A 17,373-nucleotide genomic window follows, 5' to 3' on the forward strand; every position below is an offset into this window, starting at 1 on the left:
TTATTAAATTATCAGTTAATATCTGTCCTCGCCACGCGAAAACCGAGGCGATATATCTTATCATGAGGAGAGCGATAAAACCGGCAGGCTACACGGCAATCATTTGCCCCAAAAATCCAGCTACCCCCGCGCATAACCCGGACATGGCCGGTTAACGCACCAACGGGATTGACTACTTCTTGATCCGGATACAGATCGTAGTAATCATGGCACCATTCCCAAACGTTTCCACTCATGTCGTAAATCCCGAGTTCGTTTGGCATTTTCTGCCCTACCGGCTGGGTTGACTTTCCTTCATATAAAGTGGCACCATGCCTGGAATAATCAACTTGCAGTGAAGACCCGGTATATTTCCATTCATCTCCCGAATTATTGAAATACCATGCAACCTCATCTATATCATCGCTTCCGGCGTAGAGGAATCTTGGTGGTGTGGGCAGGGCTTCGTGACCACCCGAAGCTGCATACTCCCACTCTGCATCAGTAAGCAAACGATAACCTTCCACTTTAGTTATGTCAGTCGTCACTTCACCATTTACATCAAGTAATTCACCATCTTGACTGTAGGCTGGTTTTAACTTTTCCTGTTCACTTAACCAGTTGCAGTAGGCCACTGCATCCCACCAGTTGACATGGATTACCGGCCGATCCTCCCGACCCCAACCGTGATCATAGGCAGGGTTTCTTTCTGTTGACCGGCAAAAATCATCATATTCATTAAATGTTACAGGATATTTGCCAACCCAATAATCATAAGTAAAAGTAACAGCATGCACCGGTTTCGTGCCATCCCAGAGATCCCCGATCTCGTCACCCATCTTAAAGCTGCCGGCTTTGACCAGAATCATATCAGGGGCGACATGTTTATCGCTGCTGCAGCCGATCAAGGCAATTTTAAACAGAAGAATGGTGATCAGAACAATCGTTTTTAAAATAAAAGTGCGCTGCTGCCGGTAATCCATCCAGTTCCTCCAAAGGCAAAGAACAAATTAAAAGTAAACTACTGCATAAGCTATTCCCCACTGACCTGGAGATACCAGTCCAGTATTTCCTCTCCGGTCATAAAGATAACTCCCTGGTGCTGCTTCGCATATTCAAAGACCTGTCTGAAATACTTGATACGGTGAGCAACACCCGATACATAAGGATGAACAGAAATGCACATTATTTTTGGCAGAACAATACTTTCAGCGTATAGAGTATCAAATTGATCACGGGCTCTTTCAAAAAGTTCATGTGATGGCCGCTGTTGGATTAAATGCAGCACTATGTCATTCAGTTCAAGAGTATAAGGAAGAGCATATAACCTTCCAGATTTAGTATTTAATTTATAGGGTAGATCATCATTCACCCAGTCCGCAACATATTCAATACCTTCCTCAGCCAGGATATCCAGGGTATATTCAGTCTCGGAAAGACCCGGGCCCATCCACCCCCGCATCGGTTTATTGGATGCTTTTTCAAGCAGTTCACGGGTCATCCTGATTGACTTTCTTTCATCTGGTTCCTTGCTCATAACCTGCTGAAGATAGTTGTGCCCCAACAGTTCCCATTTACTCTCCACAAACTTTCCAACCATTTTAGGGTGGGTTTCACAAAGTACACCGTTAATGCTTGCCGTTGCGCGAATTCCAAGTTCGTCAAGAACATCTTTGATACGCCAAATCCCTACACGCAACCCGTATTCAAACCAGCTGTAGTTAGCCACATCTGGGACGACCGGAATACCCTGGGGGTAAGGTAGTAAAGTCCGGGGAAGAGGGGCGTTAAAATCCCATACTTCCACGTTTACTACAGGCCAGATTACCATTCGCGCCTCTCCGGGCAGTTTGATCGCAGGTCTTTCATTTATCGGTTGATATTCAACTCTGCTGCTGGTATACTCAGGCAATTGGGTTCCCTCCTCGGATGTTCAGATATACCTTTAATATTATAACCGTTACAAAAAGACCAGTCCATATCCCACAATGTTAATACAGTAATAGTTCGGGAGTCATCAAAGCCTGGTTACGGTGTCGGGAGGGAAAACTCGGGAATATTCCCTTAAAAGATGAAATCAACTTAAAGGTTTGCAAATGTACCAGGAAGCTCTTTTATCTACATGGATTACTTTTACCTCGGAAAAACAGTTCTTCATCTCTGTAACACAATCTCGCATCTCTGGTTCAGCATGCTTAATAAAATGGAAGTAATCGCCGCCTTCCAGCCATTCAATGACTGTTACTGGCAAAGATCTTTTATCGTTATAGTCATATATTACAACCCAGTGTTCGGCGACGCGACTCATTTCAGCATACATCTTTCTTCGTTCCTCAGACTTCAATCCATGGGCCACATAAGAAGCAACAGCAATATCAAAACTTTTATCCTCTACAGGCAATGTTTCCAAAACGTCGGCCTGAATAAAATTAATGTTGATATTTTCCGGTTTAGCCATGGCTATATCGAGCATTTTCTTTGCCGGATCAATTCCGGTCACAGTCAAACCCATTTCATACAGGACTGAACATAACGCACCTGTTCCACAGCCAATGTCAATAATTGTTCTGAAGGATGCTATATCCAGATCTTTCTCTACCCCCTTCAGAACCTCGGAATATCGCTTTTTCTGTATATTATAAAATAATCCATAGGCGGGTGCTATCAAATTAAATAAGAAAGTACTATTGCTTTTAGCCAATTGCATACACCTCTTATAATAATCTTAACAATTTATGCAGAATCAAGCCAGTAGGCGCTGTTGTTGGATAGAGTTTCGAATGTTCACTTTCAGAAACCATTATTTTGGTGCGCCCGACAGTTAATACCTCTGACCTATCGATTTGTAATCCTGAATGAGAACATGGCTAATAGACTTCTGCGCACTCTTTTTATTAATATTTAGTTAATTATTCTAGCCCATGTCTGCTTGCTTTACAAGCAGGGTAGAAATAAAAGTAGCTTATTAAAATGTAAATATCTGTAGCGGTGTGATCCTTTTCATGAGGAGGTGCTTCCATTGGTTGAAAAGAAAGCTTTCCAGGTACCTATTGATGTAAAGAGTGATCAAATAAATAGAAAAAAAATCCCACGCAGGAAAAAACACCGTGTGATAATGATAATTATTCTGATCTTTTTCCTATCATTTTTGATCACCGGTGGCGCTGCTGCAACAGTGGTAGTCAGCTATATTAATGAGGCTCCGTACATCGATCACTCACTATTAGAAACCCCGGAAACTTCATATCTTTACGATATCAATGGCGAAGAGATTACCCGGTTACATGGCGACCAGAACCGTATTACGGTTAAACTGGAAGAAGTACCTGAACATGTTCTACAGGCATTTATCGCTATTGAAGATGAGCGCTTCTATCAACATTTCGGTTTTGACATCATCGGTAGCATCAGGGCTGCCTACATCAATCTAAAAGCCGGATCCATTGTGCAAGGTGCAAGTACCATATCTCAACAGCTGGCTCAAAATGCTTTTTTAACTACTGAAACCAGCTATAAACGTAAAATTCAGGAGATCTGGCTGGCTATTCAGCTAGAGAAAGTTTACAGTAAAGAAGAGATCATGGAGCTTTACATAAACCGGATCTACTTTGGCAACACAGCCTATGGGATCGAGGCTGCCGCTCAAACTTATTTCGGAAAGAGTGTTATGGAATTAAACATAGCGGAGTCGGCAATGCTGGCCGGCGCAGTGCGATCGCCAAATTACTACAACCCTATCGATAACAAAGCTGCCGCTGAAGAACGTATGCGTAGTGTTTTGGTCAATATGGTCAGGCTTGGTTTTATTTCAGAATCTCTGTATGGACGAATAATTGAACAAGGACTCAATTATACAGAGTCAGATAGCGCCAATTACCCATATCCCTACTTTGTCGATTATGTTGTTCATAACGAGTTGATAAAGATTCTGACTACAATACCTTCAATCGGAACCCGTGAGGAAGCTTACAAGACTATATATAATGGCGGCTTACATGTCTATACCACCCTGGATCCACTAATTCAAAGCCATGTGGAAAACGTTTTGGAGCAGACCGTTCTTTACCCTACAACAATCTATGTCGATATTGCAAAGGCAAGGGAAGCAATATCCAAACTGCTTCCGGACGAGGAACTGTCAAGCAGCCAGTTAGAGGAACTTATAAATGAAGAAAACGGCATACCACAGCCCCAGTCAGCAGTAGTCGTTGCTGATCCAGGTACCGGTCAAATAAAAGCTCTGGGCGGGGGGCGTGAATACAGCAAGGGTACAAACGAGGTACTACGCTTTATCAGCCTACGCCAACCCGGTTCTGCAATTAAGCCGATTATCACTTACAGCCCTGCCTTCGAGGAGGGAATCCTGGCCGGAGCCAGCTCAACTCTGGATGATTCTCCTTATATCGGTCCACGGGGGGACTGGTTTCCGGAAAATTTTGACTACCAGTTCCGTGGAATGATCCCGGTCAGAAAGGCTTTGATCTATTCATATAATTTACCGGCGGTTCGCGCTTTCGAAGCGCTTGGCACCCGAACCGGCGCAGCATACGCAGAAAAGATGGGTATTTCAACCATAACCCCGGAAGAGATAGACAACTTAAGCCTGACCCTTGGAGGCTTTCATATAGGAGTCAGCACTGTTGCTATGGCCCAGGCTTACGGAGTCCTGGCTAACCAGGGGTTAAAAGTTGACCTGCACACTGTTGAAAAAATTATAGACCGGCAGGGAAATATAATATATGAATTTAAACCTGAGCCGGAAAAGATTTTAAGCCCTCAAACTGCATTCCTGATCAACGACATCCTGCAGGAATTCGTGACCGATTATCTCGGCCGGGAGCTGCGAATCGATCGACAGATTGCCGCCAAAACCGGCACTACTAATGATTGGAGAGATGTTTATCTTGTTGCTTATACACCCAACCTGGTTACCTCTTTCTGGATGGGTTATGATGAGCCGAGGATAGGCAGAATTGAACAGGGTTGGCGATACTCAACCAGATTTTTACGTGAAGTTTTTTTGGAAGTTTTTAAAACACTGGAAATAAAGGAATTCGAACAACCGGACGGGATCGTCAAAATGTCGGTCTGCAATAAATCAGGGTTGAAGCCAAATAGTGACTGCAATGCAGCCGGAACCATAATCCGCGATTACTTCATAGCCAACCTGGCGCCCACAGCAACCTGCAATATGCATGAAAACGGTTATTATAATCGTCCACCATATATTACAACAGATCAACGTTGGTCAGGTAAAGGCGGACCTGGAAGAGGGCCCAAAGATGCCATAGAAATGCTTTCCGAGGAAGATGCCATGGCGAACACTGGCTTTTTTGTCCAACAAACTACAGGGCTTGCCCAAGTGCCTGATGTACGAGGGGAAAATCTACAAATTGCTGAGACACAGATCAATCGGGCAAACCTAAGAGTGGGTAATATTGAAAAGCAATATAGCACTGAAGTTTCTGCTAACCGTGTGATCCGGCAATCGCCCAAACCCGGAACAATAGTGAACAGGGATAGTAAAGTTCACCTGATCGTTTCTAAAGGCCCTCAGTAACTGACATACTATATATTACCACAAAATAATAGCCTTAGCTTTAACAACATCGCCATTCAGACATAAATTATGTAGTAACGCATGATCACTCAAACATTTAAAAATCTTTCTTACTACTACCTAATGACGGGAACTGTGCTTATAGACTTCTGCGCAGCTAACAGAATATCATTTAAAAAGAAGATTATGTATTCAATAAGTGAAATATCCGTGATACCTCGCTGCTGTGGTTAGTAATCAGCCCTGGATAAGGGTTGATCCGATCACTATCAAAAACGACTGCTGATGAGTTAAATAGTATTAATAAAAGGAGTGTTATCTATGTCAATCAAGGGTTATTTTGAAAATCTTAGATATGAACGGGAAAAACAACAAAGAAAAGAAAGCGCAATTAAGATTCTGTCCGGGTTGGCAATTGGAGCTCTGATCGGCGGAGTTGTAGGTGTCCTCTATGCACCAAAGGCCGGCAAAGAGACAAGGCATGAAATTGCCGAAAAGGTCAAAGAAACTGCCGCTGCCACCAGGGAGAAAGTAAAAGAGACAGTTAAGGAAGTAAAAGAAAAAGTAGATGACCTGAAAGACAAAAGGGTAGCCGTTGTTGATAAAACAACCGATTCCAAAAACGCAGTTAAGGAATCGGGAGAAGTATTAACAGCTGCCAAGAGAGATGGCAAGAATAAGATTTAATAATCATCTAGATAAATATATACAGGTAGGTGGATGAGAAAATGAATGTCAATTTAACTTTATATGACCTAGGCCTACTCATATTATTTGTGTTGGTGGTGGTGGCGGTGATTTATTTTATTATCATCGCCAGAAAGTTTAATGACCTGATCGGAAAAGTGCATAAGACTTTAGAAACAAATGAAGTTAATATCAATAAAACGCTTGCTATATTGCCCGAAATGCTTGAAAAAACTGATGACATCGCATCCAATATGCAGTTAGGCGCCCGGGAGTTTGGAACCTCAGCTCCAACTATTTTACATAATTTCAGCGCTATGTCTGACTCGTTAAAAGATAGCGCTAATCTGGTCGTTAGCTCGGTGGATCTGATTGGGACAGGAATCAGTGAAACGGTCTACAACGTAAAAAATAGGTCAGGTGATGTAGTCAGCTACATCAAGACCATCATGGATGCTTTGCACTATCTGGTTAACTATTTAACGACCAAATAAACTGAATTACCTGTAGAGAAGAGGCCTGTCACTATCCGTCATAACGTCATAAAAGGATGAGATATGCATGGATACATTGGAGAAAGACTATGAGGCGGGGTTTTAGAAAAATGTAATCCCCCCTGCCTATCGCTATATCAGCCAACTCACGGGCACTATCCGGATAATAAACGCAACCCGATCAACTACCAGAACCTAACGAAAGTGCTGAAGGCGATACTGCCGCGGAATTTTACAAGAAACGAGGCCCAGCGCTACTTTGCCCCATTTTTTACCCTGGCTGAAAACCGCGATTATTGAAACCACACCATCTACGGTCTGGCAATGCTCGGCTTAAGGGATTTCTCCCGAGGCTACAGGCTTCAAAAAACGGTTGCCGAGATGGCTATCGTGGCTGATAGTTTCTACATCAAACCGCTGAGACGTATCCTTCAGATAGTTGACCGATACTATATCCTCGGCCTTAATCGCCATGGGATAAGGCTCTTTGCCTGACAAGCAAAAAGAAGCTTCAGACAAACTTCAAGTCATAAGTTTTGGCAATGTACAACAAGGAATTTAAATTCCACACACAATACGCACATTAAAAGGGTCTTAGGATTTATTGTTAACCCTACGACCCTTATTTTATCGTGGTGCGCCCGGCAGGATTTGAACCTGCGATCTCCTGATTTTGTTATTAAATATTTAACGCATAATTAAATCTTAGCGATACCTCAGAGACTCTCTGATTCAGTTAGCTAATGTTGATATCGCTCAGCCTAATATGAGTATATCTTTTTACCGCTTACTATAGGTATGTTATTATTCTTAAGCGTTTTAAGGGCATCGGCAATCTTTTCCACACGTATCATGATAATTGCATTGTGGGCCGGCTTATCAATAAAAGAGTAAAGATACTCAATATTAATACCAGCATCGTTTAAGCATGCTAAAATACCTGCCAGCCCTCCCGGTTTGTCCGGTACCTCGACTGCAATCACTTCGGTTACAGTGGCCATAATCCCATATTCTTTCAATGTACTTAAAGCCTTCTCAGGCTGGTTCACTATTAACCTCAAAATGCCAAAGTCAGATGTATCTGCAATTGATAACCCACGTATGTTTATTTTTGCCTCTTCAAGTACCTTTGAAACTTTAACCAGTCGACCTGATTTATTTTCTAAAAAGATAGATATCTGCTTAATCATCCTCTAATCTCTCCCTTACTTAAGTAAACGTTTATCAATTACGCGCTGGGCTTTACCTTCGCTGCGGGGAATATTTTTTGGTTCAACGAGTTTTACATCTGCTGAAACACCCAGCATATTTTCTATCTCCACATGTATTTTATTTTCAAGAGATTCAAGCCCTCGTATATAATCCGAAAACATTTGCTCAGATACTTCAACTAATACCTGTAGCGTATCGAGTGAGCCAACCCTGTCTACAACCAATTGATAGTGTGGTTCAGTTTCACCCATCTCTAAAAGAATACTTTCTATTTGAGATGGAAATACATTAACTCCGCGAATGATAAGCATGTCATCACTACGACCACTGACTTTTGTCATCCTGCTATGAGTCCTTCCACAGGAACATAGCTTACTGTTCAAGTTTGTAATATCGCGAGTCCGGTAACGAATCATCGGCAATGCTTCCTTACTGATAGTAGTAATGACAAGTTCCCCGGTAGCCCCTTCCGGTAAAACTTCACCTGTAGAAGGATCGATAATTTCAGGGATAAAATGATCTTCGCTTAGATGTAACCCACTTTTTGCAATACATTCATAGGATACACCGGGTCCAATTATCTCACTTAAGCCATAAATATCAAAGGCATCAATTTGCAATTTTTCCTCAATTACCCGACGCATATTTTCTGACCATGGTTCAGCGCCAAAAACACCTGAACTCAATTTTAGATCACTCGGTTTAAGATCCATTTCAGCAATTGTTTCAGCTATAAATAACGCATAGGATGGTGTGCAGGCGAGCAGAGTTGTTCCAAGATCCTTCATCATCTTAACCTGCCGTTTCGTTTGCCCACCTGAAATAGGAACCACCGTAGCCCCAATCTTTTCTGCTCCATAGTGGACGCCAAGTCCTCCGGTAAAGAGACCATACCCATAAGCAATGTGTACCACCGATTCGCTGGTTGCGCCTCCGGCAGTAAGAGTGCGGGCCATCAATTCAGCCCATGTTTCAAGATCGTTTCTAGTGTACCCAACTACCGTGGGTATTCCTGTTGTTCCTGAGGAAGAGTGAATACGTACCACTTCGTTTAAATCAACTGTAAAAAGGCCATAAGGAAAATTATCTCTCAGGTCGTCTTTAACTGTAAAGGGAAGTTTTTTTAGATCTTCCAGGGAACGAATGTCCCCTGGCTCAACACCTGCTGTTTGGAAACTTTTTCTATAATAGGGAACCAACTGATAAACTCTTTCTATTGTCTGTTTTAACCTCAGAAATTGTAAAACCTGCAACTTCTCGCGATCCATTTCTTCGTATTTACGGTTCCACATTTACTGTTTTTCCTCCAATCTCGAGATACCAATTCAGAAATTATATTGAAGAGCTTGTCGGCTGTCATAAAATCATTTTAGAAGGTTTGGCAAAAACAACGCAATAGCAGGGAACTGGGTTAATATTGCTATACATAAGATAATAGCTAAGAGATAAAACCCAACGCCCCGAAAGATTTCCATTACCGGTGTTGATCGATCGACACCGGCAACAACATATACATTAGCCCCTACTGGTGGTGTTATCACTCCCATTCCCAAGGCTAAAACAATAATCACCCCGAACCATATAGGATCAAAGCCGAGCGAGACAGCAACCGGAAAAAATATTGGTACGGTTAATAAAATAAGAGCCAAAGCATCTATAAAACAGCCGAGAATAAGGTAAATGACTAGAATAATTGCAAGAACTGCTACGGGGGGGAGGGAAAGCTCCACAGCCCATCGGGCAAGTCCTCCAGGAAGTCCTGTAATTGCCATAAACCGCCCGTAAATCGCGGCAGCAGCTACAAGAAACATAATCATCGCTGATATGCGCACTGAGTCTGTTAATGAGTTGACGAAGCCTCGCCAGTTAAGCTGACGTCTGAACAAAGCAACTGCTAAAGTTGCAAAAGCTCCAACTGCTCCAGCCTCAGTCGGGGTAAATAATCCTGCAAATAACCCCCCCATAACTGCAATAAAGATAATAACAACTTCGATTCCCCCGTTTATGATAGACCTGAATTTATCAATCCAGGGTACCGTTGGCCCGGGTGGAGCTAATTCCGGATTACGCAATGCCAAACCATAAGCAACCAGCATAAAAAGTCCCATCAGCAAAAAACCCGGTAATACCCCCGCCAGAAATAGTTTTGTAATAGATTGCTCTGCCGCTATTCCATAAAGAATAAAAATAACACTGGGCGGTATCATAACACCCAGAATCGCTGCGGAGGCAATGGTTGCAGTTGAATAAGAACGGTTGTAACCGTATTTGTTCATTTCAGGAAGCGCAACAGCACTCATTGTCGCTGCCGTGGCTGTAGTTGAGCCACAGATCGCTCCAAAAGCAGTGCAGGCACCTATAGTAGCAAGAGCAAGCCCTGCTTTTAAATTACCCATTACCTTGTAGGTAGCATCATAGATCCGCGAACTTAAACCGGAATGAAAAGCTATATAGCCCATCCAGACAAAAAGGGGTATTACTATCAGCGAATAAGATGCAAAAGTATTATAAATGGTCTGTACTGCCATTGAGAACATAGCCTTAGTTGATGTAAGATAAGCAAAACCAGACATCCCCACCACCAGCATAACAAAGGCCACGGGCATGCGTGCAAAAAGAAGCAAGAAAACTAAGGCGATGGATATTAATCCTATTTGAAATGAAGTCATCTGTCCTGACTCCCTCTTATTACTATAATTGCTGCTTTAGTAAGGTTTAATAAAAGTACCAGGGCAAGCATAGTAAAACTGAAAGCAACCAGAAAAACAGAAGGCGCAATAGGTATTAGAAGATTAGGTGTTGAATAACCCCTTTGCGACATCCTCGTGGCAAAAACAAATGTTTCCCAGGCCAGCATAGACGTAAATAAAAGAGTGATACAGTTCGTAAATAGATCTACCGCCGCCTGTATTCTTGGTGGAAACCGCTCTACCAGTACACCAACTGTAATATGCCCTTTCATCATCGCAGTATAAGCTATAGCCGTAGCCAGCAGTATCGCGCCGCACATTTCTACAATTTCAACCGACCCAGGTAACGGCTTCCACGGTATACGTATGATTACATTGGTAATGATGATCAGCATTGTAAATAAGAGAACAACTTGAGCAATTTGCGCTGTTCGAAAGCTTATAGCATGCACAAATCGCTCCAATTGGTTTATCAAGAACACCCACCCCCAGTTATTAAGAAGTTCCTGTTATATATTCAGGCCGAGGAAGGCGAATAATAATATGTTCCATAGCAAATAAACTCTCCAATCTCATTTATGCATCATTTACCATAGTCACCATACTCCGCTGAAAATTTGGTATCTAATTCTCGTACCAGATCAACAATTTCTTGTCCAGGTAACCCGAGATTATCAGTTTTTTCGATCCATGTCTGAACCATGGGTTCAAGTCGCATAATCCACCTTGCCTGCTCATCAGCATCCAATTCAAATACCTCATGTCCATATTCTTCCACAGCATACTTCTGTCCTTCGACTGTATAGTCGGCTCTAAGTTTGCCATACTCAATAACATATTTTTCATTAACTTCTTCAAAAATCTGCTGAACTGAAGGAGGTAGTGAATTCCAGGTATCCCAATTCATCACCTTCATGAAAATTATGTTATAGATAAAAGGAGTTTTTGTAATATAACTGGTTACTTCTGCCAGACGGAACCCTTGAAGAGTATCGGTCGGAGCAAGAATGCCATTTACAATCCCTGAATCCAAAGCCACATAGGATTCACTCATGGGCAAACCAACTGCAACAGCTCCTAAAGCTTCTACTGAGGGAACTGTTCCGCCAACAGCTCTGATTTGCTGTCCGGAAAGGTCATCCAATATTCTAACAGGTATATTGGTCATGAAATCCCCCGGTCCGGTCGCCCAGAAAAACATTACTTTTACATCTTCGTACTCTTTTTGCAGTAATTCATTTCTTTTCCAGGCTTCATACATTGTTAAAGATGCTACCAGCGCATTATCGTTATTATATCCGGGAAGTTCAAAAGCCTCTGTTAAAGGGAAAATCCCCGCAGTATAAGAGGGACAAGTTGTTCCCAGATCAGCTGCCCCTGCGGCAACACCTTCATATATTTCGACTGCTCCAAGAAGAGCTCCGCCGGGATGAAATTGAAAATTAATCGTATGCGGAGTCTCCGAAGCAACCCTATCCGAGATTTCTTTCGCCCAAACCTCATGCCCCTCGGTAACCTGGAAATCCATTGCAGGCCAGAAAGTCGCAAATTGTAAAGTAATTTGCTGAGCCGTTTCTTCCAGCTCCTCTTCAGTTTCAGGGACAGGTTCCGGTTCTGAAGATGTTTGACACCCGGTAATTGCAGGTACAATAAGAAAAGTTAAAATAAATAGTAATAAAATAAACGAATTTTTCATTATTTGTTCCTCCTGAATGAATTAATAAATGCGATCATATCAAGAATTACAAAATAAGCAGCAATACTTTCCCTCTCTAGATTAGCATCTCTGATTTCCACGCCCCCTTGCAATGGATCTATAATCTCGTCAGGGCAAAAAAAATACTCCGCCGGGAGTATGAAAAAATAAAAAGAAACCGGCCTATCGGCCGGTACCTGTTTTCAACTTACCCTGCCGTTCTACCATGCTACAGTGACTATTATTCGGCAAGGTTAAGAAAAATCCTTCTTAATATAAAATAAATAAAATAATTTCTTTTGCTACTTAACTATAAGCACGGAACAGTTTCTTGCTTCCTGAACCACTGCATTACTCACACTGCCGAGGAAAATTTTCTTCAGGCCACCAAACCCCCTGCTGCCAACTACAATTAAATCAAATCCTTCCTCATTAGCAACATTTATAATAGTATGAGATGGATGCCCTTCTTTAAAAATTTTACGCGCCTTAATGTTTTTTTCATTAAAAAATTTCTGAGCTTCCTCCAGTATTTCTTCTCTTTCTTTTTCATGCACTTCCATAGCTTTCTTGATACCTTCCAAAATCTCAGCTGTGATATATTCAGATGTCAGAGAAGATAAATCACTTTTATTGTCATATACATGTATGATGGCTACTTCTTCAACATTAAGTTCACTGGCTATAGAAGAAACCTTTTCCAAGGCTTTTTGGCTATGTTCAGATCCGTCCGTACAAACCAAAATTTTCATTTGCCATACCCCTTTTCATAATATTTCACAACCAGTTGTGACCTAAATTAATAATACCACCTTTAAACTGCAATCAGAATCAATATTTTATCAGTAAGTATATATAGTTTAACAAAAGGGATTTATAGCCAATGTCAATTCGAAAAAACCACACGAAACTGTCGAGTGCCAATTATGGGTATTTACCGATAGCATTATAGATCCTATAATTGTGACAGATGGTTCGGCCTGACCTGTTAGTGATAACGGCAAGTCCATTTGATAACTGGGAGTGAATATTATGGCTAAAAGTTATTCCCGCTTAGAAGTCATTGCTCGGTTACGTTTAGAAGTCCGCGACCGAAAACCAATCATCTCAGCAATTGTGGGCAACGGTATTGTCGCTAAGATGTGCGAAATAGGACAGGCGGATTTATTGGTGACCTACATTCTGGCTCGGTACCGTATGGCCGGTCACAGTTCGCTTGCCGGTTATCTACCGATAGGTGATAATAATGCACTGGTTATGGAACTGGGCGAACGTGAGATTATGCCCGCTGTAAAGGAAATACCGGTCATAGCCGGACTATTGGGATGCGATGTGACAAGGGATTTGAGCACTCTTATTAACCGGGTCAAAGCGATTGGCTTTTCAGGCATTCACAACGCACCGACAATTTCTTGTATTGATGGCACATTTAGGCAGGCTTTAGAAGAGACGGGTATTACCTTTGATCGCGAAGTAGAGATGATTCATCTTGCCCATGAAGAAGATATGTTTACACAGGTCTTTGTCAGTAACCCTGAGGAAGCGAAAAAAATGGCAGCGGCTGGAGCAGATCTGGTTATTGCCCATCTTGGGAACACTCTCGGGGGAAGTATTGGCTCGGAAACAGTTTTTTCTTTCAGTGAATCAGCTTCGCGCGTCCAGGAGATCATTGATACTGCGAGAGCTGTTAATCCTGAAATTTTTACAATGTGTCATGGTGGCAGCATTGTAGATCCTGCAGATTTTGCCTCCATCTTAGAACAAACAAGGGGTCTTGATGGGTATATCGGTGGCTCGAGTATAGAAAGGATTCCCGTAGAAAAGGCTATTCTAAAAACAGTAAAAGACTATAAACAGATCAACATACCATAAAAGTGTGGCCAGTTGTTTTTTGCGCTAACACTTCGGAAGGTTATTGTGTTTAGATGTTAACAAATTTGTTATTGCAAATTTATCAGACATAATAATATGAATTAATAATCAAAACATCTTAAAATGGTTATAGTTCAACCTCATCTAGCCAATCCGGAATAACTGTCTCTATCTTGAATTCTTCCCAAATCTTTTTAGAAAGAGCTGTTTGCGCATCCTCTTCACCATGGACGATATAAATAGTTTTCGGCTTATGTTTAATGCCTTTTAACCAATTCAGCAAATCTCTTTGATCAGCATGAGCTGAATATGCTCTGTTGTCTTCAATTCTGGCCTTAACTGTTATTTGTTTTCCAAACAATTCGACATTTTTATCCCCACTAATAATTTGACGACCCAGGGTACCTTCTGCCTGATAACCAACAAATAAAACTGTGGACTCAGGTCGCCAAAGGTTATGCAATAAATGATATTGTATCCTGCCTGCATCACACATGCCACTTGCTGAAATAATAATGGTATTACTATTTCTGTCGTTTAGTTTTATTGATTCAGCTTTTGTGCTGGAGTATTTTAGGTTAGGCATTTTCAACGGGTGGTGCCCTATTTTGATCAAGTGGTTTGTTTCCCGATCATAAAGTTCAATATTTTGTTTGAAAATTTCCGTAGCCTTAATAGCTAAAGGGCTGTCTAGATAGATCTCAATATTTGGATCCAGGCGCTCCTGGCTTTGTAAGATGCTTAAATCGTATAAGAGATCCTGTGTCCTTTCTACGGCAAAGGATGGAATGATCAGATTGCCACCCTCTTTCATAGTTTCGTCAATTATTTTTTTTAAATATTCCGGCCTGTCAGGCATTTCGGGATGTAAATGATCTCCGTAGGTTGATTCAAGCACCAGGTAGTCAGCTTCTTCAATAAAGGCAGGATCTCTAATAAAAGGTTGTCCCGGCCTACCCAGATCACCACTAAAGACCAGTTTTATTTTGCCATTTTTTTCTTCTATCCATATTTCAGCAATACAGGATCCCAGAATGTGCCCGGCTTCACGAAAAATAAATTTCACATCTGTTGCCACCTGTTTGGCTTCATCAAGATCCACAATACTGAATTGTTTAAGAGCGTTAGCTGCATCCTGAACATTATAGAGCGGCTCAATCAAAGATTGATTTGATTTTTCTAATTCATAGTTATTCTTGTTAGCTTCCCATTCCTGGATGTGACCGGAATCGGGCAGCATGACTTCACATAAGTCTTTTGTAGCTGTGCTACAATATATTTTACCTTTAAAGCCGGCTTTACAAAGTTTAGGGATTAAACCAGAGTGATCAATGTGAGCATGAGTCAAAATCAAGAATTCAACTGATTCAGGATTGATGGTGTACGCTGCTTTATTGCGATCTTCGAGCGCCGCTGAGCCCTGAAACATGCCACAGTCAATTGCAAAGGTTGTCTTTTCTGTTTCTATAACATAAAACGAACCGGTAACAGTTTGTGCTGCTCCTAAAAATTTTATTCGCATTTATAAACCTCCGCTTCATAATATCTGACTTAAATCATGTCTTTTAAATTTTTATCTATGAAATTTTAATACCTTTCGAGTAACTTGCTTTAATTCCTTCTAATTTAGAATCGTTGCATATAACAACAGCAAATTTTATTAAGTAAAAAAGGCCTACTTAGTTTACTTAATTGCTCCTCGAATTTACACAAGTATATAGACTTAACTATTGATAATTACAAAATTAATGCAGGGATACTTATGCTTGTGATGAAATGTTAGATTAATTATTGTCAATTTTATTATCAAACTAATTTTACTTTTAATATGATGGTTAGCTGGTAGTATAAATTATGTAATATCTGGTATTTTTTGTTGCTATTACCAGAATTAAAACCAAAGACGACGGATTAATATATACCGAGGAAGACCTTATTATTGGCTAGCTTTACCATAATAAATTAATCCAAGAGGTGTTTAAATGGCTAGACAATTTTTGGTAATAGGCGCTGGGTGGTTCGGTTCAAGTGTAGCTCAAAATCTTTATGCACTGGGGCATGAAGTAATGGTTATGGATAACGATGAAAAACAAGTAAAAATGATCAGTAATGAGGTTACCCATGCAATAGAGGGCGATGCTACAAGCGAAGAAAGCCTTAAAGCATTAGGTATTAAAGATTTTAATACTGTTATTTTAGCAATTGGTGATAATTTACAAGTCAGTATTATGGCTACAATAATGCTCATAGAACTGGAAGCAAAGTTTATTGTAGCCAAGGCACAATCAGAACTGCATGGAAAAGTACTCGAAAAACTTGGAGTTGATCATGTAGTTTTTCCAGAACGCGATATGGGTAAAAGATTGGCTCGAAATATAATTGCCCCTTCAATGATTGATTTAATTGAGCTTTCAGATAAATATAGCGTTGTTGAAGTAGCAGCGAAAAAAAACATGATAGGTAAAACACTCAAGGAGCTTGATTTACGCAAAAAACACGGGATTAATGTCATCGCTCTTCGAAGGGACAGTAATGAAGACCAGGTTCTATTACCACTGCCAGATGATATCATTCAGGAAGAAGATGTGATTGTAGCTATCGGTTCAAATGAAGCACATAAAAAAATGCAATGGATCTAAAACAGCTTGTTTAAACTTAACACTTAACAAAGGAGAACCTGGATAAAATACTACATAGGAAATGTTGATGTTAAAGCTTTAACCGCCGATGAATGAGAATGGCTATCTGGGCAAACAATATGACCGTGAATTGGAATGAGGAAACAGGTGATACAACACAACCTCTCCTAATAATGGTTTCGAAAATAAGATTACACGAAAAAAAGTTCCAGAGCTGTATAAAAACTCCAGAACCCGCGTCTTTTACACCAATATTTACATGATAACCCCCTAAACCCTTTAATCAAAGCCTTTTATGGCCATATTTTTTTGTTCTTTATGCATATATAAGTATAGTAATGTATAGCATTGTATGATATAATATAATCAATATAATAACTTTGATGGAGGCGCCTATGAACCTTAAACAGTCACGTCGGAAAGATGGCAGAGTTTATCTCTCAATCGAAAAAGGTTACCGCGACAAAACTACCGGCAAACCGAAGGCTAAAACGGTTAAATCTCTCGGCTACCTTGATGTTTTGGAAAAAGAATTCGATGATCC

General features: G+C 40.9%; 16 protein-coding genes. 5 read left to right on the top strand and 11 right to left on the bottom strand.

Features of this window, described 5'->3' with window-relative positions:
- Window positions 1-11 precede the first annotated feature (11 nt).
- The 3 genes from SCJ97_01140 to SCJ97_01150 form a co-directional block, all read right to left on the bottom strand.
- A complete protein-coding gene (locus tag SCJ97_01140) occupies window positions 12-962 on the bottom strand; it encodes an SUMF1/EgtB/PvdO family nonheme iron enzyme (GenBank protein MDW7738648.1) in 951 nt (316 codons plus the stop codon).
- A 50-nt stretch (window positions 963-1,012) separates the two neighbouring features.
- Window positions 1,013-1,891, bottom strand: a complete 879-nt coding sequence (locus tag SCJ97_01145) for a polysaccharide deacetylase family protein (GenBank protein ID MDW7738649.1) — start codon at window positions 1,889-1,891, stop codon at window positions 1,013-1,015.
- 165 nt (window positions 1,892-2,056) lie between these two features.
- A complete protein-coding gene (locus tag SCJ97_01150; GenBank protein ID MDW7738650.1) occupies window positions 2,057-2,680 on the bottom strand; it encodes a class I SAM-dependent methyltransferase in 624 nt (207 codons plus the stop codon).
- A 318-nt stretch (window positions 2,681-2,998) separates the two neighbouring features.
- Here SCJ97_01150 and SCJ97_01155 point away from each other — a divergent pair, with 318 nt between their 5' ends.
- The 3 genes from SCJ97_01155 (at window position 2,999) to SCJ97_01165 (ending at window position 6,720) form a co-directional block, all read left to right on the top strand.
- Window positions 2,999-5,539 (top strand): PBP1A family penicillin-binding protein, encoded by a 2,541-nt coding sequence (locus tag SCJ97_01155; protein ID MDW7738651.1) that lies wholly within the window; start codon window positions 2,999-3,001, stop codon window positions 5,537-5,539.
- Window positions 5,540-5,860: 321 nt separating this feature from the next.
- Entirely contained in the window at window positions 5,861-6,226 is a 366-nt protein-coding gene (locus SCJ97_01160; protein MDW7738652.1) for a YtxH domain-containing protein, read from the top strand.
- A 107-nt stretch (window positions 6,227-6,333) separates the two neighbouring features.
- Window positions 6,334-6,720, top strand: coding sequence for a hypothetical protein (locus SCJ97_01165; protein MDW7738653.1), 387 nt, complete (start codon window positions 6,334-6,336; stop codon window positions 6,718-6,720).
- Between the two features lie 333 nt (window positions 6,721-7,053).
- Here the strand turns inward: SCJ97_01165 and SCJ97_01170 are convergent, their stop codons facing one another.
- The 7 genes from SCJ97_01170 to SCJ97_01200 all read right to left on the bottom strand — a co-directional run bounded on the left by SCJ97_01170 (window position 7,054) and on the right by SCJ97_01200 (window position 13,070).
- On the bottom strand, window positions 7,054-7,218 hold the full coding sequence (locus tag SCJ97_01170; GenBank protein ID MDW7738654.1) for a hypothetical protein: 165 nt from the start codon (window positions 7,216-7,218) through the stop codon (window positions 7,054-7,056).
- A gap of 263 nt (window positions 7,219-7,481) precedes the next feature.
- The gene (locus tag SCJ97_01175) at window positions 7,482-7,910 is read right to left on the bottom strand and encodes an ACT domain-containing protein (protein MDW7738655.1); all 429 of its coding nucleotides are present in this window, start codon (window positions 7,908-7,910) and stop codon (window positions 7,482-7,484) included.
- Between the two features lie 15 nt (window positions 7,911-7,925).
- Window positions 7,926-9,224 (bottom strand): phenylacetate--CoA ligase, encoded by a 1,299-nt coding sequence (locus SCJ97_01180; protein MDW7738656.1) that lies wholly within the window; start codon window positions 9,222-9,224, stop codon window positions 7,926-7,928.
- A 72-nt stretch (window positions 9,225-9,296) separates the two neighbouring features.
- Window positions 9,297-10,601: a TRAP transporter large permease gene (locus SCJ97_01185; GenBank protein MDW7738657.1), complete on the bottom strand. Its 1,305-nt coding sequence runs from the start codon at window positions 10,599-10,601 to the stop codon at window positions 9,297-9,299.
- Window positions 10,598-11,017: a TRAP transporter small permease gene (locus tag SCJ97_01190; GenBank protein MDW7738658.1), complete on the bottom strand. Its 420-nt coding sequence runs from the start codon at window positions 11,015-11,017 to the stop codon at window positions 10,598-10,600. Before SCJ97_01190 ends, SCJ97_01185 begins: the two co-directional genes overlap by 4 nt.
- Before the next feature lie 188 nt (window positions 11,018-11,205).
- Entirely contained in the window at window positions 11,206-12,318 is a 1,113-nt protein-coding gene (locus tag SCJ97_01195) for a TRAP transporter substrate-binding protein (GenBank protein MDW7738659.1), read from the bottom strand.
- Window positions 12,319-12,620: 302 nt separating this feature from the next.
- On the bottom strand, window positions 12,621-13,070 hold the full coding sequence (locus SCJ97_01200; GenBank protein MDW7738660.1) for a universal stress protein: 450 nt from the start codon (window positions 13,068-13,070) through the stop codon (window positions 12,621-12,623).
- Between the two features lie 280 nt (window positions 13,071-13,350).
- Here SCJ97_01200 and SCJ97_01205 point away from each other — a divergent pair, with 280 nt between their 5' ends.
- Window positions 13,351-14,190, top strand: coding sequence for a phosphoenolpyruvate hydrolase family protein (locus tag SCJ97_01205; GenBank protein MDW7738661.1), 840 nt, complete (start codon window positions 13,351-13,353; stop codon window positions 14,188-14,190).
- 127 nt (window positions 14,191-14,317) lie between these two features.
- Here the strand turns inward: SCJ97_01205 and SCJ97_01210 are convergent, their stop codons facing one another.
- A complete protein-coding gene (locus SCJ97_01210) occupies window positions 14,318-15,712 on the bottom strand; it encodes an MBL fold metallo-hydrolase (GenBank protein ID MDW7738662.1) in 1,395 nt (464 codons plus the stop codon).
- Window positions 15,713-16,172: 460 nt separating this feature from the next.
- Here SCJ97_01210 and SCJ97_01215 point away from each other — a divergent pair, with 460 nt between their 5' ends.
- Window positions 16,173-16,829: a TrkA family potassium uptake protein gene (locus tag SCJ97_01215; protein ID MDW7738663.1), complete on the top strand. Its 657-nt coding sequence runs from the start codon at window positions 16,173-16,175 to the stop codon at window positions 16,827-16,829.
- The last annotated feature ends 544 nt before the right edge of the window (window positions 16,830-17,373 follow it).

The organism is Bacillota bacterium, assembly GCA_033549065.1.
Taxonomy (GTDB): domain Bacteria; phylum Bacillota; class Dethiobacteria; order DTU022; family DTU022; genus JAWSUE01.